Annotated in this window: 20 protein-coding genes and 1 tRNA gene; 16 read left to right on the top strand and 5 right to left on the bottom strand. The window is 60.9% G+C overall.

All coding sequences use genetic code 11. The features are described 5' to 3' along the window. The 4 genes from AC1DKH_RS18850 (at position 1) to AC1DKH_RS18835 (ending at position 4094) form a co-directional block, all read left to right on the top strand. Positions 1-1506, top strand: coding sequence for a phytoene desaturase family protein (locus tag AC1DKH_RS18850; protein WP_108217409.1), 1506 nt, complete (start codon positions 1-3; stop codon positions 1504-1506). Between the two features lie 42 nt (positions 1507-1548). Then, positions 1549-1920, top strand: coding sequence for a ferredoxin FdxA (gene fdxA / locus AC1DKH_RS18845; protein WP_477798913.1), 372 nt, complete (start codon positions 1549-1551; stop codon positions 1918-1920). Between the two features lie 21 nt (positions 1921-1941). After that, positions 1942-3579 carry a phytoene desaturase family protein gene (locus AC1DKH_RS18840; RefSeq protein ID WP_477798912.1) on the top strand — a complete coding sequence of 546 codons (1638 nt, stop codon included), beginning with the start codon at positions 1942-1944 and terminating at the stop codon, positions 3577-3579. Between the two features lie 83 nt (positions 3580-3662). Beyond that, positions 3663-4094: a hypothetical protein gene (locus tag AC1DKH_RS18835; protein ID WP_477798911.1), complete on the top strand. Its 432-nt coding sequence runs from the start codon at positions 3663-3665 to the stop codon at positions 4092-4094. 356 nt (positions 4095-4450) lie between these two features. Here the strand turns inward: AC1DKH_RS18835 and AC1DKH_RS18830 are convergent. Then, a tRNA-Ser gene (locus AC1DKH_RS18830) sits at positions 4451-4538 on the bottom strand. 123 nt (positions 4539-4661) lie between these two features. Here AC1DKH_RS18830 and AC1DKH_RS18825 point away from each other — a divergent pair. Further along, entirely contained in the window at positions 4662-5333 is a 672-nt protein-coding gene (locus AC1DKH_RS18825; RefSeq protein ID WP_007995889.1) for a Bax inhibitor-1/YccA family protein, read from the top strand. Positions 5334-5392: 59 nt separating this feature from the next. Here AC1DKH_RS18825 and AC1DKH_RS18820 read toward each other — a convergent pair whose 3' ends face one another. After that, complete coding sequence (locus AC1DKH_RS18820) at positions 5393-5722, bottom strand: YceK/YidQ family lipoprotein (protein ID WP_477756988.1); 330 nt, start codon at positions 5720-5722, stop codon at positions 5393-5395. Between the two features lie 56 nt (positions 5723-5778). Then, positions 5779-6216 carry an Lrp/AsnC family transcriptional regulator gene (locus tag AC1DKH_RS18815; protein ID WP_477756987.1) on the bottom strand — a complete coding sequence of 146 codons (438 nt, stop codon included), beginning with the start codon at positions 6214-6216 and terminating at the stop codon, positions 5779-5781. Positions 6217-6352: 136 nt separating this feature from the next. Here AC1DKH_RS18815 and AC1DKH_RS18810 point away from each other — a divergent pair, with 136 nt between their 5' ends. Beyond that, the gene (locus AC1DKH_RS18810; protein WP_477760328.1) at positions 6353-7246 is read left to right on the top strand and encodes a DMT family transporter; all 894 of its coding nucleotides are present in this window, start codon (positions 6353-6355) and stop codon (positions 7244-7246) included. Positions 7247-7261: 15 nt separating this feature from the next. Here the strand turns inward: AC1DKH_RS18810 and AC1DKH_RS18805 are convergent, their stop codons facing one another. Both AC1DKH_RS18805 and AC1DKH_RS18800 read right to left on the bottom strand, forming a co-directional pair. Beyond that, positions 7262-8302: an FUSC family protein gene (locus AC1DKH_RS18805; RefSeq protein ID WP_477798924.1), complete on the bottom strand. Its 1041-nt coding sequence runs from the start codon at positions 8300-8302 to the stop codon at positions 7262-7264. Between the two features lie 44 nt (positions 8303-8346). Beyond that, positions 8347-9972, bottom strand: a complete 1626-nt coding sequence (locus tag AC1DKH_RS18800) for an NADP-dependent glyceraldehyde-3-phosphate dehydrogenase (protein ID WP_477798910.1) — start codon at positions 9970-9972, stop codon at positions 8347-8349. Between the two features lie 345 nt (positions 9973-10317). Between AC1DKH_RS18800 and AC1DKH_RS18795 the strand changes: the two genes are divergently transcribed. From AC1DKH_RS18795 to AC1DKH_RS18750, 10 genes are all read left to right on the top strand, one after another. Next, positions 10318-11205 carry a Dyp-type peroxidase gene (locus tag AC1DKH_RS18795; RefSeq protein WP_477798909.1) on the top strand — a complete coding sequence of 296 codons (888 nt, stop codon included), beginning with the start codon at positions 10318-10320 and terminating at the stop codon, positions 11203-11205. 16 nt (positions 11206-11221) lie between these two features. Beyond that, positions 11222-12190, top strand: a complete 969-nt coding sequence (locus AC1DKH_RS18790) for a Gfo/Idh/MocA family protein (RefSeq protein WP_477798908.1) — start codon at positions 11222-11224, stop codon at positions 12188-12190. Between the two features lie 214 nt (positions 12191-12404). Then, on the top strand, positions 12405-13157 hold the full coding sequence (locus AC1DKH_RS18785) for a GntR family transcriptional regulator (protein ID WP_477798907.1): 753 nt from the start codon (positions 12405-12407) through the stop codon (positions 13155-13157). Beyond that, positions 13154-14884 carry a fumarate reductase/succinate dehydrogenase flavoprotein subunit gene (locus AC1DKH_RS18780; RefSeq protein ID WP_477798906.1) on the top strand — a complete coding sequence of 577 codons (1731 nt, stop codon included), beginning with the start codon at positions 13154-13156 and terminating at the stop codon, positions 14882-14884. Before AC1DKH_RS18785 ends, AC1DKH_RS18780 begins: the two co-directional genes overlap by 4 nt. Positions 14885-14910: 26 nt before the next feature. Further along, on the top strand, positions 14911-15156 hold the full coding sequence (locus AC1DKH_RS18775) for a 4Fe-4S dicluster domain-containing protein (RefSeq protein ID WP_003180418.1): 246 nt from the start codon (positions 14911-14913) through the stop codon (positions 15154-15156). Positions 15157-15320: 164 nt separating this feature from the next. Further along, entirely contained in the window at positions 15321-16727 is a 1407-nt protein-coding gene (locus AC1DKH_RS18770; RefSeq protein ID WP_477798905.1) for an ABC transporter substrate-binding protein, read from the top strand. Between the two features lie 160 nt (positions 16728-16887). Next, positions 16888-17670 carry an ABC transporter permease gene (locus AC1DKH_RS18765; RefSeq protein ID WP_477798904.1) on the top strand — a complete coding sequence of 261 codons (783 nt, stop codon included), beginning with the start codon at positions 16888-16890 and terminating at the stop codon, positions 17668-17670. Then, the gene (locus tag AC1DKH_RS18760; protein ID WP_477798903.1) at positions 17670-18518 is read left to right on the top strand and encodes an ABC transporter ATP-binding protein; all 849 of its coding nucleotides are present in this window, start codon (positions 17670-17672) and stop codon (positions 18516-18518) included. Before AC1DKH_RS18765 ends, AC1DKH_RS18760 begins: the two co-directional genes overlap by 1 nt. Then, positions 18515-19477 (top strand): HEAT repeat domain-containing protein, encoded by a 963-nt coding sequence (locus AC1DKH_RS18755; RefSeq protein ID WP_477798902.1) that lies wholly within the window; start codon positions 18515-18517, stop codon positions 19475-19477. Before AC1DKH_RS18760 ends, AC1DKH_RS18755 begins: the two co-directional genes overlap by 4 nt. Beyond that, positions 19474-19752: a DUF971 domain-containing protein gene (locus AC1DKH_RS18750; RefSeq protein ID WP_477755703.1), complete on the top strand. Its 279-nt coding sequence runs from the start codon at positions 19474-19476 to the stop codon at positions 19750-19752. Before AC1DKH_RS18755 ends, AC1DKH_RS18750 begins: the two co-directional genes overlap by 4 nt. Positions 19753-19770 lie beyond the last annotated feature (18 nt).

Raw genomic sequence — 19770 nt, 5'->3', positions numbered from 1 at the left:
ATGAGTCAAGAATACGATACCGTTTTCGTCGGCGCGGGCCTTGGCGCGCTGGCGAGTGCCAGCCTTATGGCGCAGCGAGGCCAGAAGGTACTGGTGGTGGAAAAGCACAATGTACCCGGCGGTTATGCCAGCAATTTTCGGCGCAAGGATTTCAACTTCGATGTTTCACTGCATTCGTTCGACGGCGTGGTACGTGGCGCCGAGTCGTTCAATGTCATCGAGGCCTGTGGCGTGGCGGACAAAGTCGAGTTTCTTCATCACCCGACCCTGTATCGCTATCGCTCTCAGGACATCGACATAACGGTTGGACACCGAGACCTGGAAGGTTACAAACGCGAGTTGTTCCGTTTCTTTCCCGAGGAAGTCGACAACATCAATCGCCTGTTTGCCGAGTCTCAGCGCAACTACAAGGACCTGTGCGGCTTTCTGTATTCGCGCAAACCTTTCTGGATGAGGTTGGTGGCCACGCCCATGATCTATCCGCGGGTGCTCAAGTATGGCCATGAAACGGTGGATCACTACTTCTCGCGTTTCACCTCCAACGAACGCTTGAAGGAAGTGCTGTCGGCGCAATGGAGCTACTACGGTCTACCGGCCAAGGACCTGGCGTTCGGGTACTTTTCCTATCCCTTTATCGACTATCTGGAGAACGGCGGCTATTCGATCAAGGGCGGCTCCCAGGCATTGTCCAATGCCCTGGTCGAAGTGATCGAGCAACATGGCGGCCGGGTCGAGCTGGAGTCAGCGGTCAACCAGATCGTGATTGAACGCGGGCGAATCGGCGGCGTGGTAACGCGCAAGTCGGGCAGGGTCAAGGCGCGCAATGTTGTGGCCAATATTTCGCCCCATGCGGTCGTGGCACTGGCTGGCGAGCAGCACTTCGACGCCAGGTACCGCTCGCGACTGCGCCGGCTCAAGTTGTCGGTGTCCGGGTTTCAAGTCTACCTGGGGCTCGATTGCCCGCTGAGCGAGTTGGGAGTGGGCCCCGAGGAGTACATCCACTTCTTCGCCCCGCAGAAAACCCAGCGCGAACAGTTCGAGCATATCCAGGCCGGGGAGCTGCATGGCGACAACACCAGTTGGTCGATCAACTACTTCTCCAACGTCGATGCTTCGATGGTACCGGCCGGAAAGTCCAGCCTGGGCCTGTTCACGCTGACGGGCGCCAGCGAGTGGCACTCGCTGGGCAAGCTCGACTACAGGCGCAAGAAGCTTGAACTCACCGAGCTGCTGATCGCCAACGCCGAACGAGTCATTCCAGGCCTGAGTCGGCACATAGAGGTCTGCGAGAGCGGCTCGCCACGCACCATGACCAAGTTCACCCATAACCCGGAGGGCGCGATCTACGGCTTCGAGCAGAACACCCGACAATCCGGCCTGTTCAACCGTTTCCCGCAGAAATACCCGGTCAAGGGGCTGTACCAGGTCGGGGCCTGGACATTCCCGGGCGCAGGTTTCATCGGGACGATGTTGTCGGCGCGTTTGTTGGTCGACCGCTACTTCTGAGTGGCGACTTCCCCGTCAAACCAGATTTTTACGAGACGCACCATGACCTACGTAGTGACTGACAACTGCATTCAATGCCGCCACACCAGCTGCGTCGATATCTGCCCCGCGGATGCTTTCCACCTGGGGCCCAACTTTATCGCCATCAACCCTCAGGAGTGCGTCGACTGTGGCCTGTGTCTGCCCGAGTGTCCGGAGGAAGCGATTCAGCCGGAGAACCAGCTCGATGACAGCAACCGGCATTTCATCGAACTCAACGCCGAGCTGGTCAAGCACTGGCCGGTGATCCTGCAGCAGATTGCGCCATTGGCGAACCATGAACACTGGAGCCGCAAGCCGAACAAGCTGCCCCACCTGATACGTGAGGCCGAGGCGGTCGATCCGACCCGTGACCACCACCTGGCCCATGCCTGATGCGCGACTGGAACCTTATCCATGCAAAGTTTTGATCGATTCAAGACCCTCGAAAGCGACACCTTTGACGTGATCGTGGTTGGCGCCGGCATCGGTGGCCTGACGGCTGCCGCGACCCTGGCCAATCGCGGCAAGCAGGTACTGGTGCTCGACATGCACTATGAAATGGGCGGCTGTGCCACGGTGTTCCACCGCAAGGGCAAGGACTATGAGTTCGACGTCGGCCTGCACTACATCGGTGACTGTGGCAAGCACGGTCTGATTCCGCGGATTTTGCGGGGTGCAGGTATCAATGATGGTGAAATCAAATTTATCGAGCAGGACCCGGAGGGGTTCGAAACCCTGTGTTTTCCCGACTTCCAGTTCGCGGTTCCCCGTGGCTATGAACGCTTTCGCGAGAAGCTGCTGGAGGCATTTCCCAAGGAGCGAGCGGGAATCAACCGCTACTTCAAGATGCTGCAGCAGGTCTGGGATTTCATGGGCATCCACTCGCGGCCGCTGACCGCGCTGTGGGTGCTGCCACGCTCTTGGATGCTGATGCGGCATGCCAAATCGACGGTGGCGCAGTTCCTCGACACCTGTACGCAGAATCAACGCCTTCGGGCCATCCTGACCGGGCAGCTGGGGGTCTATCACCAGCCGCCGAGCCGCGCGACCATGGCTGGCCATGCCGCGGTGGTCAACCACTTCCTGCAGGGTTCCTATTACCCCTCGGGTGGCGGCCAGATGTTCTCCGACAAGTTGGGCGAGGTGGTCGAGCGCAAGGGCGGCAAGATCCTCCTGCGATCCAAGGTCGAACGTATCCTGATCGAGAACGGTCGTGCCGTGGGCGTCGAGTTCAGCAACAAGCACTTGGGCAAGCGGGTGGTCAAGGCGGACGCGGTGATCTGCAACGCCGATATCAAGCAGGCCCTGCTTGGCCTGATTGGCCGTGAACACCTCAAGCCACAGACCGTGCGTCGTGCCGAACAGTTCGAGATGTCACCGGCCATGGGCGTGGTCTATCTCGGCATCGACATGGACCTCAAGGCCATGGGCCTGAAGAACACCAACTACCGCATCTACCCTGGCTGCGATTATGAGAAGGCCTACCGCGAGGTGTTCGCCGGAGAGTTTCCCGAGGAGCCCCATCTGTTCATCGGTAACGCAACGATGAAAGACCCGGATAACCCGGCCATCGCCCCGCCAGGCATCTATAACCTGCAGCTTATGTCGGCGGTGCCTTCCACCCCGCAAAGCTGGGGCGTGACCCAGGCCGAACTGACGGATGGCAGCTACCGGACCAACCCTGTGTACCTGGAGAAGAAAGAGTGGTACGCCCGCCAGCTGATTGCCCTGGCTGAACGGGTGATTCCGGGAATGTCGGGCCACATCGTGTATCAGGAAGTCTCGACCCCTTTTTCAGTGACGCGCTTTATCGGCTCCGAAGGGGGCACGTCCTACGGTCTGGCCTTTACCCCGGAGTACTTCCTGCACAACAGGCCAGGGGCCAAGACTGAAATCCGCAACCTGTACCTGTGCGGCGCATCGACCCGTACCGGGCATGGTATTTTTGGCGCCATGACTGGCGGGGTGGAAGCGGCCGCTGCGGTCTGCGGTCGTCACGTGCGCTACCAGGTGATGGACGTCGGCACCCGCGCCGAAGCGGCAACCAGCTGAGTACGTGGTCAAGGCGGGCCCTGCCGACGCGCCACGACGTCTATGGGGCTCACCGTGGCGCATTTGCATCAAGGAGCGATGGAATGGCAAACGAATACAACATGGCGCTGGTGATCGGCGCCGGGCTCAGCCTGCTGGCGGCCCTGATGCATGTCGGGGTGATCATGGGAGGGCCTTCCTGGTATCGCTTGTTTGGCGCTGGCGACCGCTTTGTGCGTGCGGCCCAGGCCGGTCGCTGGTTTCCCGCGGTGGTCACGACGGGGATTGCCCTCGTGCTCGCCGCATGGGCGGCGTATGCACTGTCCGGTGCCGGGGTGATCGATCCCTTGCCCCTGCTGCGCCCGGCATTGTGCGCGATCACCCTGGTCTACCTGCTGCGCGGCCTGTTGGGACCGTTCGCGCTGGCAGGCACTGGGCGTAGTATTCGCTTCATCGTGATCAGCTCGGCGGTCTGCCTGGTCTATGGGCTGGTGCATCTGTTCGGCCTGGTGCAAGTGTGGGATTCCCTTGCCTAGTGTCCTGTCTCAGAAATAAATTTCTAGCCTGAGCCATGCTTCTGTGGTCAGTCAGTGCCTGGAGTGATCACATGAACTCTCAGGACATCGTGCTCAGTGAAGACGAACAAATTGAACTGAGTCGATGCATAGGGTTGGCCACGATCAGTCCTCTTCGCTTTCGGGAATTTTTCCGAGAGCATCAGTTCCTTATTCGGTGCTTCAGAATTACAGGGACAAGAGACCATTCGAAAAACTAGCCGCTGGTCGAAAAGCAAGACTCCACCCAGGGTGTGGGCTGAAGTGTGGGCTGGCAGGTTTTTCCAAAAGCCAGAAACGACAAAGCCCTGAATAATCAGGGCTTTGTCGTATAAAGATGGCGGAGGCGATGGGATTCGAACTCATGGACCTGTTACAGTCGACGGTTTTCAAGACCGTTGCCTTAAACCACTCGGCCACACCTCCGTTTGCGTTGCGGGCGCCATAATACCTGAATGAAACACACTGTCAAACTCTCTGCGTAGCTTGTTACAGAGCGTCTGTTATGATCTTTGCGACTGAACGTTTCAAACCAACAGGAGTGTCGCCATGCGCGAACAGGATTACGCAGTTAATAACAGCGTGCAGGCTGAGCAGCTAGAGGTTAGCCGCGTCCTGCGCAACACATACGGCTTGCTCGCCCTGACCCTGGCATTCAGCGGTGTGACGGCCTACGTTGCCCAGCAGATGCGTGTTGGCTACCCGAACATTTTCGTGGTGCTGATCGGCTTCTACGGTCTTTTCTTCCTCACCAACAAACTCCGTGATTCGGCCTGGGGCCTGGTATCGGCATTTGCCCTGACCGGTTTCATGGGTTTCCTGCTGGGCCCGATCCTCAACCGTTACCTGGGTATGCAGGGCGGCGCTGAAGTGGTCAGCTCGGCTTTCGCGATGACGGCGCTGGTGTTCGGCGGTCTGTCGGCGTATGTGCTGATCACCCGCAAGGACATGAGCTTCCTCGGCGGCTTCATCACGGCAGGCTTCTTCGTGCTGCTGGGTGCGACACTGGCGGGCATGTTCTTCCAGATCAGCGGCCTGCAACTGGCGATCAGCGCAGGTTTCGTGCTGTTTTCCTCGGTCTGCATCCTGTTCCAGACCAGCGCCATCATCCATGGCGGCGAGCGTAACTACATCATGGCCACCATCAGCCTGTATGTTTCGATCTACAACCTGTTCGTCAGCCTGTTGCAGCTGTTCGGCATCATGGGCCGCGATGATTGATCGTAGGCATTAAATAAAAAACCCGCTCAGGCGGGTTTTTTATTACCTGAAATTCAGGGTCACTCCACAATGACGATGCTGCCGTCGGCTTGCTGGCGGTAGATGGTGTAGGGCAGCAGCAAGGTATCCATCGCCCCGGACACGACCACGTCGAGCAGCACGATAGCGGGGGCGGGACCATGTACCTGCGCATCCCGACCGTCTTCCAGGGGCGCGTTCAGGTAGCAGAAATCGTAGGTCACACCGCTGTAGATTCGTGGTACCGCGCCGCAATAACTCTTGTGGTCCTTGAGGCTTTTTGCAGCCACTTCGTCACCGCGCACAACCGTTTGAATCGTGCCGCAACCCGCCAGCAGCATCGCCACGAGTAGCATCGCCTGAATTTTCATACCGTCAATCCTTCGCCGGAAACCGTCAATCTACTTCAGGCTGAAATAAATATCACTCACGCCATCGGCGGTAACCGGCGCTTGACCGGAGTTTTCTTGACGATTGCCGTATTGGTTTCAGCATGGGTGTTGAGGCGGTCGAGCAGGGTGTCCAGTTGTTCCATCGAGCGCACATGCAGGCGCGCAATGAAACAGTCGTCGCCGGTGACCTTGTCGCACTCGGTGAATTCGGGAATGGCCATGATTTGCCGTTCCACTTCCTGCAATTGCCCCGGCAACGGGCGAATACGCACGATGGCCTGGAGTTGATAGCCAAAGCATCTCGGGTCGATTTCAACGGTGTAGCCCTTGAGCACGCCGCGTTCTTCCAGGCGGCGCAGACGCTCGGCAACACTGGGGGAGGACAGGCCACTGATTTGCGCCAGGGCCTTGAGCGAGCGTCGCGAGTCTTCCATCAGGGCCGTGATCAGCACCTGGTCGATATCATCGGTCATGGCGAAACCCTCTGTTAGGCATTTTTTCAAAACGGCCTTGATAAAAAAGGCAGATCTCGAGTTTAGCCTGCTTTTTGCTCTGGAGTAGCGTCTGGGGGCATTGGCATACTTTGGTCACAAACACAGGAGTCTGATGATGGACAAATCCCTACGCCGCGGTTCGTTCGAAATGACGGCCGCCATGCTGATCTCCGGCACCATCGGCTGGTTCGTGCTGGTGTCCGGGCAACCGGTGCTGGACGTGGTGTTCTGGCGCTGCCTGTTCGGTGCCGGCACCTTGCTGCTCATTTGCGCGGCTTTCGGCTTTCTGCGCCCTGGCATTCTGACCCGCACGACCTTCCTGCTCGCGGTGCTGAGCGGTGTGGCGATTGTCGGCAACTGGGTGCTGTTGTTCGCGTCCTATTCCCGGGCGTCGATTGCCATCGGCACCGCCGTCTATAACGTCCAGCCGTTCATGCTGGTCGGGCTGGCGGCTTTGTTCCTCAATGAAAAGATCACCGCGCAGAAACTGACCTGGCTGGGCGTGTCGTTTCTCGGCATGCTGGCAATTGTCAGTGCCCATGGCAGCCAGGGCGAGAGTGGCAGCGATTACCTGACGGGCATTGCCTTGGCGTTGGGTGCGGCGTTTCTCTACGCGATTGCCGCGTTGATCATCAAGCGTTTGACGGGAACTCCGCCGCATTTGATCGCGCTGATCCAGGTCAGCACGGGTGTGTTGTTGCTCGCGCCATTCGCGAATCTTTCGGTATTGCCCCAGGCACCGAGTGCGTGGGCCAGCCTGGTGACGTTGGGCATGGTGCACACCGGTGTGATGTACGTGTTGCTGTACGGCGCGATTCAAAAACTGCCGACTGCGCTGACGGGGGCGCTGTCCTTCATCTACCCGATTGCGGCGATTTTCGTCGACTGGTTTGCTTTCGGCCATCGTCTGGAGCCGCTGCAATGGATCGGTGTCGCGGCAATTCTGCTGGCCGCTGCCGGCATGCAACAAGGCTGGTCGCTGAAGTTTCGGCGCACGGTGACGCCGTAACCCGCGATCCAGGTGTCAGATGTTCCAGCGCGGCGCATTGCTGGCCAGTCGCTGGCGCATCTCGCCGACGTTGGCAGCCAGTTGTTGAGTCAACAAACGATAGCCGTCCAGCGTGTTGTAGACCGGCGCATCGAGGCTGACCAGCGGCAAATCCATTGGGCGATCGAGCCGTTGGGCGGCGCCTGATTTCAACGCCCTGGCCATACCGATCAATTGCACGCGAATCTGTCGATGCTCGGCTTTCAATGCCGTTTGCAGGAGCCTCATCGCCTCGGGGTCATTGGCATCCGGTCGGGTATTGCCGAGGATTTCCAGGGTACTGACGCACATGCGCAGGTTGCGCTGGATAGCATCCAGTTCGGTCATGGAAATCTTCACTTCCTTGGACACCGACGGCATCAGTGAGCGAAGTTGCACCATCACCGCGTTCAGGCGGGTCATGAGCTTGAGGTGTTCGTCGGCGGTGATGGCCTGGCCGTCAATGATGCGCCCGTAGATTTTCGCGCAATCGCGCAGCGCATCGGCCAGGTTGTAGCGCCAGGAATAAACCGCGTACAGCGGCAGGGCGAAGGAAAACGCCAAAGCCAGGGCAATGCCGATCAGGATATCCACCCCGCGCCACAAGCCATCGGTGACCGGGTTGTCGCCGTGCCCCGCGACGATGAACACGGTAATCGCCGACAGCAGCGCCGTGTAACCACCCTTGCCGATGGCGTGATACGAGAAAAAACCGCAGACCACCGACATCGCGAAATAGGTCAGCCAGGGCATCCCGAGCCAGGCCTGTTGTGCCACCAACGCCAGGCCGACACCGGCGCCGATCAAGGTGCCAATGGCACGCTCGGCGGCTTTTTTGCCGATGTTGCCGTGATGCTGCAAGCCGCCGATCACCACCAGCATCGTCACCGACGCCCACTCACCGTGGGGCAGATGGATGCCGGTGGTCAGCAGGATGGTCGCCAGCAATCCGAGCGACACCCGCACCGCATGGATTACCCGGGCATGGCGATAGCGCCGATACGGGTCCAGCAGCGGACGCAGCAATCGGCGCAACAGCGGTGGCAGTCGTTGGGCTCTGGATGTACTCAGGCTGGCTCTCCTCAGAAGATGTAGTCGGTGGTCAGGAAGCTCGAACTGCGGCCGCTGATGATCTCGCTGATCAGGTCCTTGTTGGTCTCCTGGAATTTGGTGGCCACCAGGGTGCGGATCGAAAACACCCGCAATGCGTCATGGACCGACAAGGTGCCTTCGGCGGAGTTCTTGCGACCATTGAAGGGGTAGGTGTCCGGGCCGCGCTGGCACTGGGCATTGAGGTTGATGCGCCCGACCTGATTGGCGAAGGTGTCCACCAGCCGGCCGACCGCCACCGGGTTGGTGCCGAAGATGCTCAACTGCTGGCCGAAGTCCGACTCCAGCACGTAGTCGATCACCGTATCCAGATGGCGGTACGGCACGATGGGGATGACGGGGCCGAACTGTTCTTCCTGATAGACCCGCATCTGCGGCGTGACCGGGTACAGCACCGCCGGGTAGAAGAACGATGCACGAGCCTCGCCACCGTTGGGGTTGACCACTTTGGCGCCCTTGCTCTCGGCATCCGCTACCAGAGAATGCAGATAGTCGACCTTGCCCGATTCCGGCAGGGGCGTCAGGGATACGCCACTTTCCCAGGGCATGCCGGGTTTGAGGTTGGCAAGCCGGGCATTGAATTTGTCGATGAAGGACTCGACCACGTCTTCGTGAACAAACAGGATCTTCAGGGCCGTGCAGCGCTGGCCATTGAATGACAGCGAGCCGGTCACCGCCTCACTGACCGCGTTGTCCAGATCCACTTCCGGCAGGACGATGCCTGGGTTTTTCGCATCCAGGCCCAGCGCCGCGCGCAAGCGGTGGGGTCTCGGATGGAGTTTTTTCAGGTCACTGGCGGCCTTGTTGGTGCCAATGAACGCAAAGATGTCGATCTTGCCACTGGCCATCAGCGCACTGACTGTCTCGCGGCCACTGCCGTAGATGACGTTGATCACCCCGGCCGGGAAGCTGTCGCGGAAGGCTTCCAGCAGCGGGCGAATCAGCAGCACGCCCAGTTTTGCGGGTTTGAACACTACGGTGTTGCCCATGATCAGCGCCGGGATCAGCGTGGTGAAGGTTTCGTTCAATGGGTAGTTGTAAGGCCCCATGCACAGGGCGACACCCATCGGCACGCGACGGATCTGACCGAGGGTGTCCTGTTCCAGTTCGAAACGGCTGGAGCGGCGGTCGAGTTCTTTGAGCGCGTTGATGGTGTCGACGATGTAGTCGCAGGTGCGGTCGAACTCCTTTTCCGAATCCTTGAGGTTCTTGCCGATTTCCCACATCAGCAACTTGACCACGGCGTCGCGCTGCTCGCGCATGCGCCCGAGGAAGGTTTCGACGTGCTGGATGCGTTCGGCCACGCGCATGGTCGGCCACAATCCCTGGCCCCGGTCATAAGCACGGACGGCAGCGTCGAGGGCGGTCAATGCGGTCTCGGCATCCAGCAGCGGCGTGCTGCCGAGGATCACTTGCTCGTCGCCATTGGCGCCGGTCAGGTACACCGGGCTGCGGACCTGGGCCAGTGGACCGTTCCAGGTTCTCAGTACGCCATCGACCAGGTACTCACGCTGCTCGGTCTGGCCGTCAAGGCGGTACTTTTCCGGGATGTCGGCGGGGCTCGGGAACAGGTTCTGGAGAATATTGGCTGTGGTCATGTCGCTACCCCTCTGGATTGGATAATGCACTGATGAATCGTTTTAGCAGACCTCAGCAACCCTTGTCATGACTCATTTCAGCGTTTTGCCGCACAGCGTGAAGGATCACGGATTCATCGAGCCCTACATTCATGGCCTCAGAAGCGCCCCTTGTTGGCCCCCAATGCCCTCAACCCGATTAACTGAAAAGCCTAGCCTTTGTTTGGCCTTGGGTGGGGGGGCTTCTGTGGCGAGGGGGCAAGCCCCCTCGCCACAGAAGCCCCTTTGCCACAGGTTCCTGGCCTCTGACGGCACACAAACCTTCGTACTCCGGTTAAACTCCGTGCTCTTTTTCAAGGAGTTCATATGAGCTATTACCAGCCGGGTATTCTCGCCACCCCCGTTCCGCCTCAAGCCCGCCATATGTTCTTCGCCCTCGAATCCGTCGAGGCATTGCCGGTTGCGCTCGACAACTTGATGCAACTGGTGGACGGGAAATCGGCTGTCGTCGGCTTCGGTGAATCGCTGGTCAATGCGCTGCACGTTCAGATCGATGGCCTGCGTACCTTTCCGGCGTTGACCGGTGTGGGCGTCGAAAATCCGTCGACCCAGCACGCGCTCTGGTGCTGGCTGCACGGTGAAGACCGTGGTGAGTTGCTCAACCGCAGCAACGTCATCGCCGCCGCGTTGGCCCCGGCATTGCGCCTGGTGCAGATGAACGAAACCTTCCGCCACATGACCGGCCATGACCTGACCGGCTACGAAGATGGCACCGAGAACCCCCACGACGAAGCCGCTGTCGCCGCCGCGCTGTTGAGCGAAGGCGCTGAGGGCCTGGTCGGTGGCAGCTTCGCCGCGATCCAGCAGTGGCAGCATGACTTGAAAGGTTTTCATGGGCTGTCGGCGGACGAAAAAGACAACATCATGGGCCGCCGCTTGAGCGATAACGAAGAGATCGACGACGCGCCGGTTTCCGCCCACGTCAAACGCACCGCCCAGGAAAGCTTTGCGCCTGAAGCCTTCGTGGTGCGCCGTTCGATGCCGTGGATCGAAGGCGACCGCGCCGGCCTGATGTTCCTGGCCTTCGGTTTTTCCCTCGACGCCTTCGAAGCCCAACTGCGCCGCATGAGTGGCCTGGAAGACGGCGTCACCGACGGTTTGTACCGCATCAGCCGTCCGATCACCGGTGGCTACTACTGGTGCCCGCCGCTCAAGGACGGTCGACTGGACCTGCGCGTATTGCGCATTGGCTGAGCACCAAGGAGAGCCTGTGAACCTGGTGCGCTGGGGCATGATCGGTTGTGGCAGTGTCGCGGAACGCAAAAGCGGGCCGGCCTTCTACAAGGCACCCGGATCGGCGTTGGTGGCGGTGATGGGCCGGCGCCTTGAAGTCGTCACCGACTACGCCGTGCGCCACGGCATCGCGCGGGTCTACACCGATGCGCAGGCGCTGATCAACGATCCCGAGGTCGACGCGGTGTACATCGCCACGCCGCCCGACAGCCATCACGCTTACGCCTTGCAGGTGGCCGCCGCCGGCAAGCATTGCTGCGTCGAAAAACCGATGGCGCTGAATGCCGGGCAAAGCCGCGAGATGACGCAGGTGTTTGCCGATGCCGGGTTGCACCTGTTCGTGTCCTATTACCGGCGTTCGCTGCCACGCTTCCGGCAAGTGCGGCAGTGGCTGCAAGAGGGGCGGATCGGTGAGGTCCGGCACTTGACCTGGACCCTCACCAAAGCCCCGTCGGCAGCGGACCGCAACGGCAGTGAAAACTGGCGCACCGATCCGGCGATTGCCGGTGGTGGCTACTTCGCCGATCTGGCCAGCCATGGCCTGGACCTGTTTCAGTACCTGTTCGGCGATATCGTCGAAGTCGCCGGGTTCACCGCGCGGCAGGCCGGTTTGTACGCGGCCGAAGATGCCGTCAGCGCCACTTGGCGGTTTGCCAGCGGGGCACTGGGGATGGGCTGCTGGAACTTCGTTGCAGACCGGCGCGAAGACCGGGTCGAAGTGATTGGCAGTAAAGGCCGGATCACCTTTTCGGTATTCGATGAACACCCGGTCGAGCTACACGCCGATGAACACCTCAGCCTGAACATCGAGCATCACGCACACATTCAGTGGCACCACGTACTGGGCATGAATGCGCATATCCGTGGCGAGGCGCAGCACCCGGCGGTGGCCGAACAGGCGCTGAAGACCGATTGGGTGATGGACCAGATCCTCAAGCGGCACTGAACCTTCAGATTTAACGCGGTCCTGTGGGAGCGAGCTTGCTCGCGATGACGTTGTGTCAGTCAGTATCAATGCTGGATGTGCCGACGCTATCGCGAGCAAGCTCGCTCCCACAGGGGACGGTGGTGAGTCTAACCTTATGCGCATTCGGTATTTCTCAATCGACATCACGGCTCTTTAAGATCACGTCATAACTCGTTATAACAAGTGATCCGCCATGACCGATAACGTTCTATCCCTGAGCAGCGTCCCGTTGCACACCCAGCTGCGAGACGTGCTGCGTACCCGCATCCTCGATGGCAAATACCCGCAAGACAGCCAGATGCCTTCCGAAAGCGAGCTTGGCACGTTGTTCAAGGTCAGCCGCATCACCGTGCGCCAGGCCTTGGGTGACCTGCAAAAGGAAGGGTTGATCTTCAAGATCCACGGCAAAGGCACCTTCGTCGCCAAACCAAAAACCTTCCAGAACGTCAGCACCCTGCAAGGCCTGGCCGAGTCCATGACCGGTCGCGGCTACGAGGTGATCAACCGCCTGCGCAGCTTCAAATTCATTGCCGCCAGCAAGCTCGTCGCCGAGCGTTTACAGGTCGCCGAAGGCGAGGTTGTGGCGCAGGTCAAACGGGTGCGCCTGATCAATCGCGAGCCGATTTCCCTGGAGATCACTTACCTGCCCAAGGCCATTGGCGAGCGCCTGGAAAAAGCCGACCTGGTCACCCGCGACATTTTCCAGATCCTGGAAAACGACTGCGGCCTGGCCCTGGGGCACGCCGACCTGGCCATCGATGCGGTACTGGCCGACAGCGACCTGAGCCGGGCGCTGAACGTCGAACCTGGTTCAGCAATCATGCGTATTGAGCGCCTGACCCACGATGTCGACGGTTGGCCGCTGGACTTCGAACACCTTTACTACCGTGGCGATGCCTTCCAGTACCGCCTGCGGATCGACCGGCAAAAAGGGGAGCAGGCATGACGCGCAGCACGCTGGAGCAGGAATACGACATCGTTGTCATTGGCGGCGGCACCGCCGGCCCCATGGCGGCGATCAAGGCCAAGGAACGCAACCGCGACCTGCGGGTGTTGTTGATCGACAAGGCCAACGTCAAGCGCAGCGGCGCGATCAGCATGGGCATGGACGGCCTGAACAACGCGATCATTCCTGGCCACTCGACGCCGGAGCAGTACACCAAGGAAATCACCATCGCCAACGACGGCATCGTCAACCAGGCCGCGGTGTACGCCTATGCCACCCACAGCTTCGAAACGATCGGGCAACTGGACCGCTGGGGCGTGAAATTCGAGAAGGACGAAACCGGCGACTACGCGGTGAAAAAGGTCCACCACATGGGCGCTTATGTGTTGCCGATGCCGGAAGGGCACGACATCAAGAAAGTCCTCTATCGGCAGTTGAAGCGCGCGCGGGTGAGCATCACCAATCGCCTGGTCTGCACCCGATTGCTGACGGATGAAGAGGGCGCGGTCAACGGCGTGATGGGCTTTGATTGCCGCACAGCTGACTTCCATGTGATCAAGGCCAAGGCGGTGATCCTCGCCTGCGGTGCCGCCGGACGCCTGGGGTTGCCGTCTTCGGGCTACCTGATGGGCACCTACGAAAACCCGACCAATGCCGGCGACGGCTACTCGATGGCCTACCACGCCGGGGCCGAACTGGCGAACCTGGAGTGCTTCCAGATCAACCCGCTGATCAAGGATTACAACGGCCCGGCCTGCGCCTACGTCACCGGCCCCTTGGGCGGCTACACCGCCAACAACAAGGGTGAACGCTTCATCGAGTGCGACTACTGGAGCGGGCAGATGATGTGGGAGTTCCATCAGGAACTGGAAAGCGGCAATGGCCCGGTGTTCCTCAAGCTCGATCACCTGGCCGAGGAAACCATCCAGAACATCGAAGAGATCCTGCACAGCAACGAGCGTCCGAGTCGCGGCCAGTTCCACGCCAATCGCGGTACCGACTACCGCACGCAGATGGTCGAGATGCACATCTCGGAAATCGGCTTTTGCAGCGGGCATTCGGCGTCGGGGGTGTGGGTCAACGAGAAGGCCGAGACCTCGGTCAAGGGCTTGTACTCGGCCGGTGACATGGCCGCCGTGCCGCACAACTACATGCTCGGCGCGTTCACCTACGGCTGGTTCGCCGGTAACAACGCGGCGGACTTTGTCGCCGGGCGTGAGTTTTCAGCGCTGGATGCCGCGCAGATCGAAACCGAAAAACAACGGGTCTACGCGCCGCTGGACCGCGAACACGGCCTGCCACCGGCTCAGGTCGAGTACAAGCTGCGGCGCTTCGTCAACGACTACCTGCAACCGCCGAAAGTGACCAGGAAGATGCAGATCGGCCTGCAACGCTTCAGCGACATCCAGCGCGACCTCGACCAGATCAAGGCCCACAACGCCCACGAACTGATGCGCGCCATGGAAGTCAGCATGATCCGCGACTGCGCCGAAATGGCCGCCCGCGCTTCATTGTTCCGCGCCGAAAGCCGCTGGGGGCTTTACCACCATCGCGTCGATCACCCACAACGCAACGACCGCGACTGGTTCTGCCATTGCCACCTGAAGAAAGACCAAAACGGTTTGATGAGCAGTTTCAAGAAAGCCGTCGAGCCTTACATCATCGCGCTGGATGCCGACGAGATGCAGGCCTACGACCGGCTGCGGGTCGGTGCCGATGCGGCTTGATGCCGACAACAAAAGAGAGACCGAACATGGCTTACCAACCCCAGGAAATCTTCTTTCGCTCCAACGCACCTGTCACGGTCGATGAGGACAAATGCATCGCCCACAAAGGCTGCACCGTGTGCGTCGACGTTTGCCCGATGGACCTGCTGGCGATCAACCCGGCCACGCAAAAGGCCTACATGGCCTTCGATGAATGCTGGTACTGCATGCCCTGTGAAAAGGACTGCCCGACCGGGGCCGTGAAAGTCGAGATCCCCTATCTATTGCGGTAATCGCTTTTGTAGGAGCTGGCTTGCCAGCGAAGACGCCAGAACAGACAACCCAAAACGCCATCCGGCAACCACCGGACGCTTGATTAAAAACACCCCTCGTTTCCCACCGCGCCCTGATCGTGGCGGAGACGAACATCCAATAAATGATTCGAGGGGAAACACTCATGATGTTGCGTGCAGCTTTGGCCGGTCTGGTACTGGCTTCATTCACCCTGTCGGCCTCGGCCGAAACCATCCGCATTGCCATCGGCACCCAGGACACCACCATCAACTGCGCCGCCGGCGGATTGTTGATTCGCGAACTCGGGCTGCTGGACAAATACCTGCCCCACGATGGTCCCTACAAAGACGCCCAATACGAGGTGCAGTGGAAAAACTTCACCAGCGGCGCCCCCCTGACCAACGAGATGGTGGCCGGCAAACTCGACTTCGGCGCCATGGCCGACTTCCCCGGCGCGTTCAACGGCGTGGCGTTCGAAACGGCGGGCAAGCACAGCCTGTTCATCAGCGTGCTGTCGGGCAGCATCAAGGGCAGCGGTAACGGCATTGTGGTGCCAAGCGCATCGGGCGTGCAGTCGCTGGCGGAGCTCAAGGGCAAGACCATTTCCGTGCCGTTCGCTTCCACCGCCCATGGCATGCTGCTGCGCGCCGTCGCGGCGCAGGGCTGGGACCCGCTCAAGGACGTGAACATCATCGCCCAGCCGCCGGAAGTCGCCGGCTCCGCGTTGCAGGCCGGCAAGATCGATGCTCACGCTGACTTCGTGCCCTTCGCCGAACTGTTCCCCAGCCGCGGTTTCGCGCGCAAGATTTATGACGGCGCCCAGGCCAACGCGCCGACCTTCCACGGTGCGCTGGTCGATCAGGCCTATGCGAAGAAGTACCCGGAAATCGTCGTCGCTTACCTGCGGGCGAGTATCGAAGCCAACCAGTTGCTGACGGCTGAACCGGAGAAATACAGCGAGTTGATCGCCAAGGTCACCGGGGTCGATGCCGAGGTCAATTACCTGTTCCATGGCCCTCTCGGTGTGCAGACCCGCGACCTGAGCTGGAAGCCGGAATATCGCCAGGCCGTGGGCACAGCCATCGAGACCCTCAAGCTGTTGAAGAAGGCGGATCGCGGTCTGGATCTCAACACCTTCATCGACGACCAATACATCCGCGCTGCCTTCAAGGCCTCGAACCTCGACTACAGCGCGCAGTTGGCCAATTACGCCCAGGCACCGCTCAAAGCCGTCGATGTCACCAGCGGTAAAACCATCACCGACTTCAGCCACGTGGCGGAAATCTGGGTGCGCGGTGAGCCGAAGGTTCGCCAGTACGCCTCGGCGCAAGCGGCGTTTGCCGCGCTGGCAGCCCTGAAGCAGGAAGGCAAAAACATCCGCGCGGTGTACGCCCAGGCCAGCGACAGCGGGATCAAGTTGCTGGCGGACCAGGCGTGGTTTGCCACCGACGGGAAAGGGCAACTGAGTGCGTTTTTGCTCAAAGGCCAGGCCCAGCAGTTCGCCACGGCCCAGGGCGGGAAGGTCTTTGACTTCACCGATGCCACTGCCCAGGCCGTGGCCGTTCGCTAACCGGCAAAACACTACAGTCCCCTGTAGGAGCGAGCTTGCTCCGGGCGGCGTTCCGACGAAAAACGTCCAGATAACGCGATCCTTCAGACAGAACGCATCATTGTTGGCGTTCTTCGCGAGCAAGCTCGCTCCTACAGGAGGCGGGTTAAGAGGAAAAATTGTGTACCGATCCTATTCACGCTGGCTCCCCAGAGTCGCTTCACTGCTGCTCTGCCTGCTGTTCTGGCAACTCGCCGCCAGCCACCACTGGAACCTCGGCCTGGTGACCTTCGCCAATGTCCCGACACCCGTGGCGGTCATTGAAGCCGCCCTCGGCCTAGGCGACTCGGGCAAGCTCGCGCAGCACCTGGGCAGCAGCCTCGGCCGGGTGTTCGCCGGTTACTTCGCGGCGCTGATCATCGGCGTGGCCCTGGGCCTGGCCATCGGTCGCTCGAAATGGGCCGAAGATCTGTTGCTGCCACCCCTGGAAGTACTGCGCCCGATCCCGGCCGTGGCGTGGATTCCCCTGGCAATCCTGATGTTTCCCTCGTCGGAGCTGTCGATGGTGTTCATCACCTTCACCGGCGCACTGTTCCCGATCCTGCTCAACACCGTGCATGGCGTCGAAGGCGTCGACCCACGGCTGATCGCCTCGGCGAAAAGCCTCGGGGCAGGGCGCCGGGCCATCCTGCTGGAGGTGATTCTTCCGGGCGCCGCGCCGAGCATCATCACCGGCCTGGCCATCGGCATGGGCACCTCGTGGTTCTGCCTGGTGACGGCGGAAATGATCTCCGGCCAATTCGGCATCGGCTATTACACCTGGGAGTCCTACACCATCCAGAACTACGCCGACATCGTCGTCGGCATGTTGCTGATCGGCGTGCTCGGCATGGGCAGCAGCCTGCTGATCAAGCGTCTGGGCGGGCTGTTCACGCCCTGGCATCGACCACGAGGAAAAGCCTGATGAGCGTTTTTCAACACCTGGAAGGGCGCATCGACATTCGCGGGCTGTCGATCAGCCTTGGCGAGGGAGCCGCGGCTTTCGAAGCGGTGCAGGGCCTCGATTGCCAGATCGAGCCGGGGCAGTTCGTGTGCATTCTCGGGCCGTCCGGTTGCGGCAAGTCCACCTTGCTCGGCGCGCTGGCCGGCCACCTGCAACCGCGCACCGGCACGCTCAACGTCGATGGCGCAGCAGTCTCCGGTCCATCGCCCCAGCGCGGCATGGTGTTCCAGCAGCACACCCTGTTTCCGTGGCGCACGGTGCGCGACAACGTGGCGTTCGGCTTGAAAATGCGAGGCGTCGGCAAGGTCGAACGGCACAAGGCGGCGGATGAAATCCTCGCACTGGTGGGCCTCGAAGGTTTTGCCGGGCGTTGGCCCGACCAGCTCTCCGGGGGCATGCAGCAACGGGTGGAAATTGCCCGGGTGCTGGTCAACCGTCCGAGCCTGTTGCTGATGGACGAACCCTTCGGCGCCCTCGATGCACTGACCCGATTGAACATGCAGGAACTGCTGCTGGACATCTGGACGCGCATCCGCACCACCGTGGTCTTTGTCACCCATGACATCGACGAAGCGCTGTTCCTCGCCGATCGCTTGCTGGTCATGAGCTCGCGCCCCGGGCGGATCATCGAAGACCTGCGCCTGGAGTTCCCCCGGCCGCGCAGCACGGAGCTGATGACCCGCCCTGAATTCTCGCATCTCAAGCGCCATTGCCTCGAACTCCTGCGACACGAAGACAGTCGGCAACTGCCGCGCCTGAACCCGCTCGGACTTCCCCCTGAAAACAAACTGCCGCGATTTGCCCTATGACCTCACTATTCGATGTAACCGATAACGACGACATTCTGGCCCTGCAACCGCGCCTGACCGACGAGGATGCCGGTGTGCGCCGGATCGCGCTGATCGAACTGGCCGATCTCGAGGAACCGGACGGCCTGCTGTGGTTGATCAATCGACTGGCCGAAGACCCGATTGCAGACGTTCGCGCCGAAGCCGCGCGGTTGCTGGAAGCCTGGGAGGACGCGCCGGTGGTCGAGGCGTTGTGCCAGGCGCTGACGGATCCATCCCCGGTAGTGCAGGTGGCCGCTGCGCAAAGCCTCAGCCTGCTCAAGAGTGAAGCGGCGGGCCGGGTCATTCTGCCGTGGACCGGGCACGCCGACAGCGGCGTACGCATTGCTGCGTTCCGGGCGTTGCGCGAGTTGCGTTGCCCCGATGCCGCCGAAGCGGCTGCCCGGGCACTGGACGATGCAAGCGCCAGCGTGCGCCGCGAGGCGGTGGGCGTACTCGGCTGGCTCAAGCAACTCGATGCCTTGCCGGCACTGGCGCGGCTGGCCAGCGCTGACCCGGACACTGAAGTTCGGCGTGCCGCCACCGGGGCCTTGGGCCTGGCGTCTGACGCACAGGTGCTGCCGGCCCTGCGCCAGGCCTTGCGGGACGCTGCCTGGCAAGTCCGCGAAGAAGCCGCCACCACCCTGGGCAAGGTCGGCCACCTCGACGCCGGCCCGGCCCTGATCGACGCCCTGGACGACGATTACTGGCAAGTGCGCCTGCGCGCCACCCGCAGCCTCGGTCGCTTGCGTTTTGTACCTGCGCTCGAAGCGCTGATCGACACCCTCGGCCACCGCATCAGCAACCTGCGCAAGGAAGCCGCGTTGGCCCTCGGCGAATTGAACGACCCACGGGCCATTGCGGCATTGCAGGACGCACAAGACGACGGCGACCCTGAAGTGCGCAAGGCCGTGCGCATTGCCTTGAGTCAACTGCAATGAACCCGCTGGCGATTGGCAATTCCCGCAGCAAACAGCAGTTGCGACTGAACTGGCCGGATGGTCGCGAGCAGGTGTTCGAACATGCCGAATTGCGTCGGCAGTGCCCGTGCTCGCAGTGCCGGGCGTTTCGGTTGCGGGGGATGGCGCCGTTGGTGGATGCGCGGGTTCAGGTGATCGAGTTGCACTCCCAGGGTTATGGCCTGCAACTGGTGTTCAGCGACGGGCATGAGCGGGGGATTTATCCGTGGGCTTATCTTGCCGGGCTTACCGACTGAATCGAACTCCATTCCTTA

Source organism: Pseudomonas sp. 05L36 (assembly GCF_056398125.1).
This window is presented reverse-complemented; position numbering and strand designations above follow the sequence as displayed.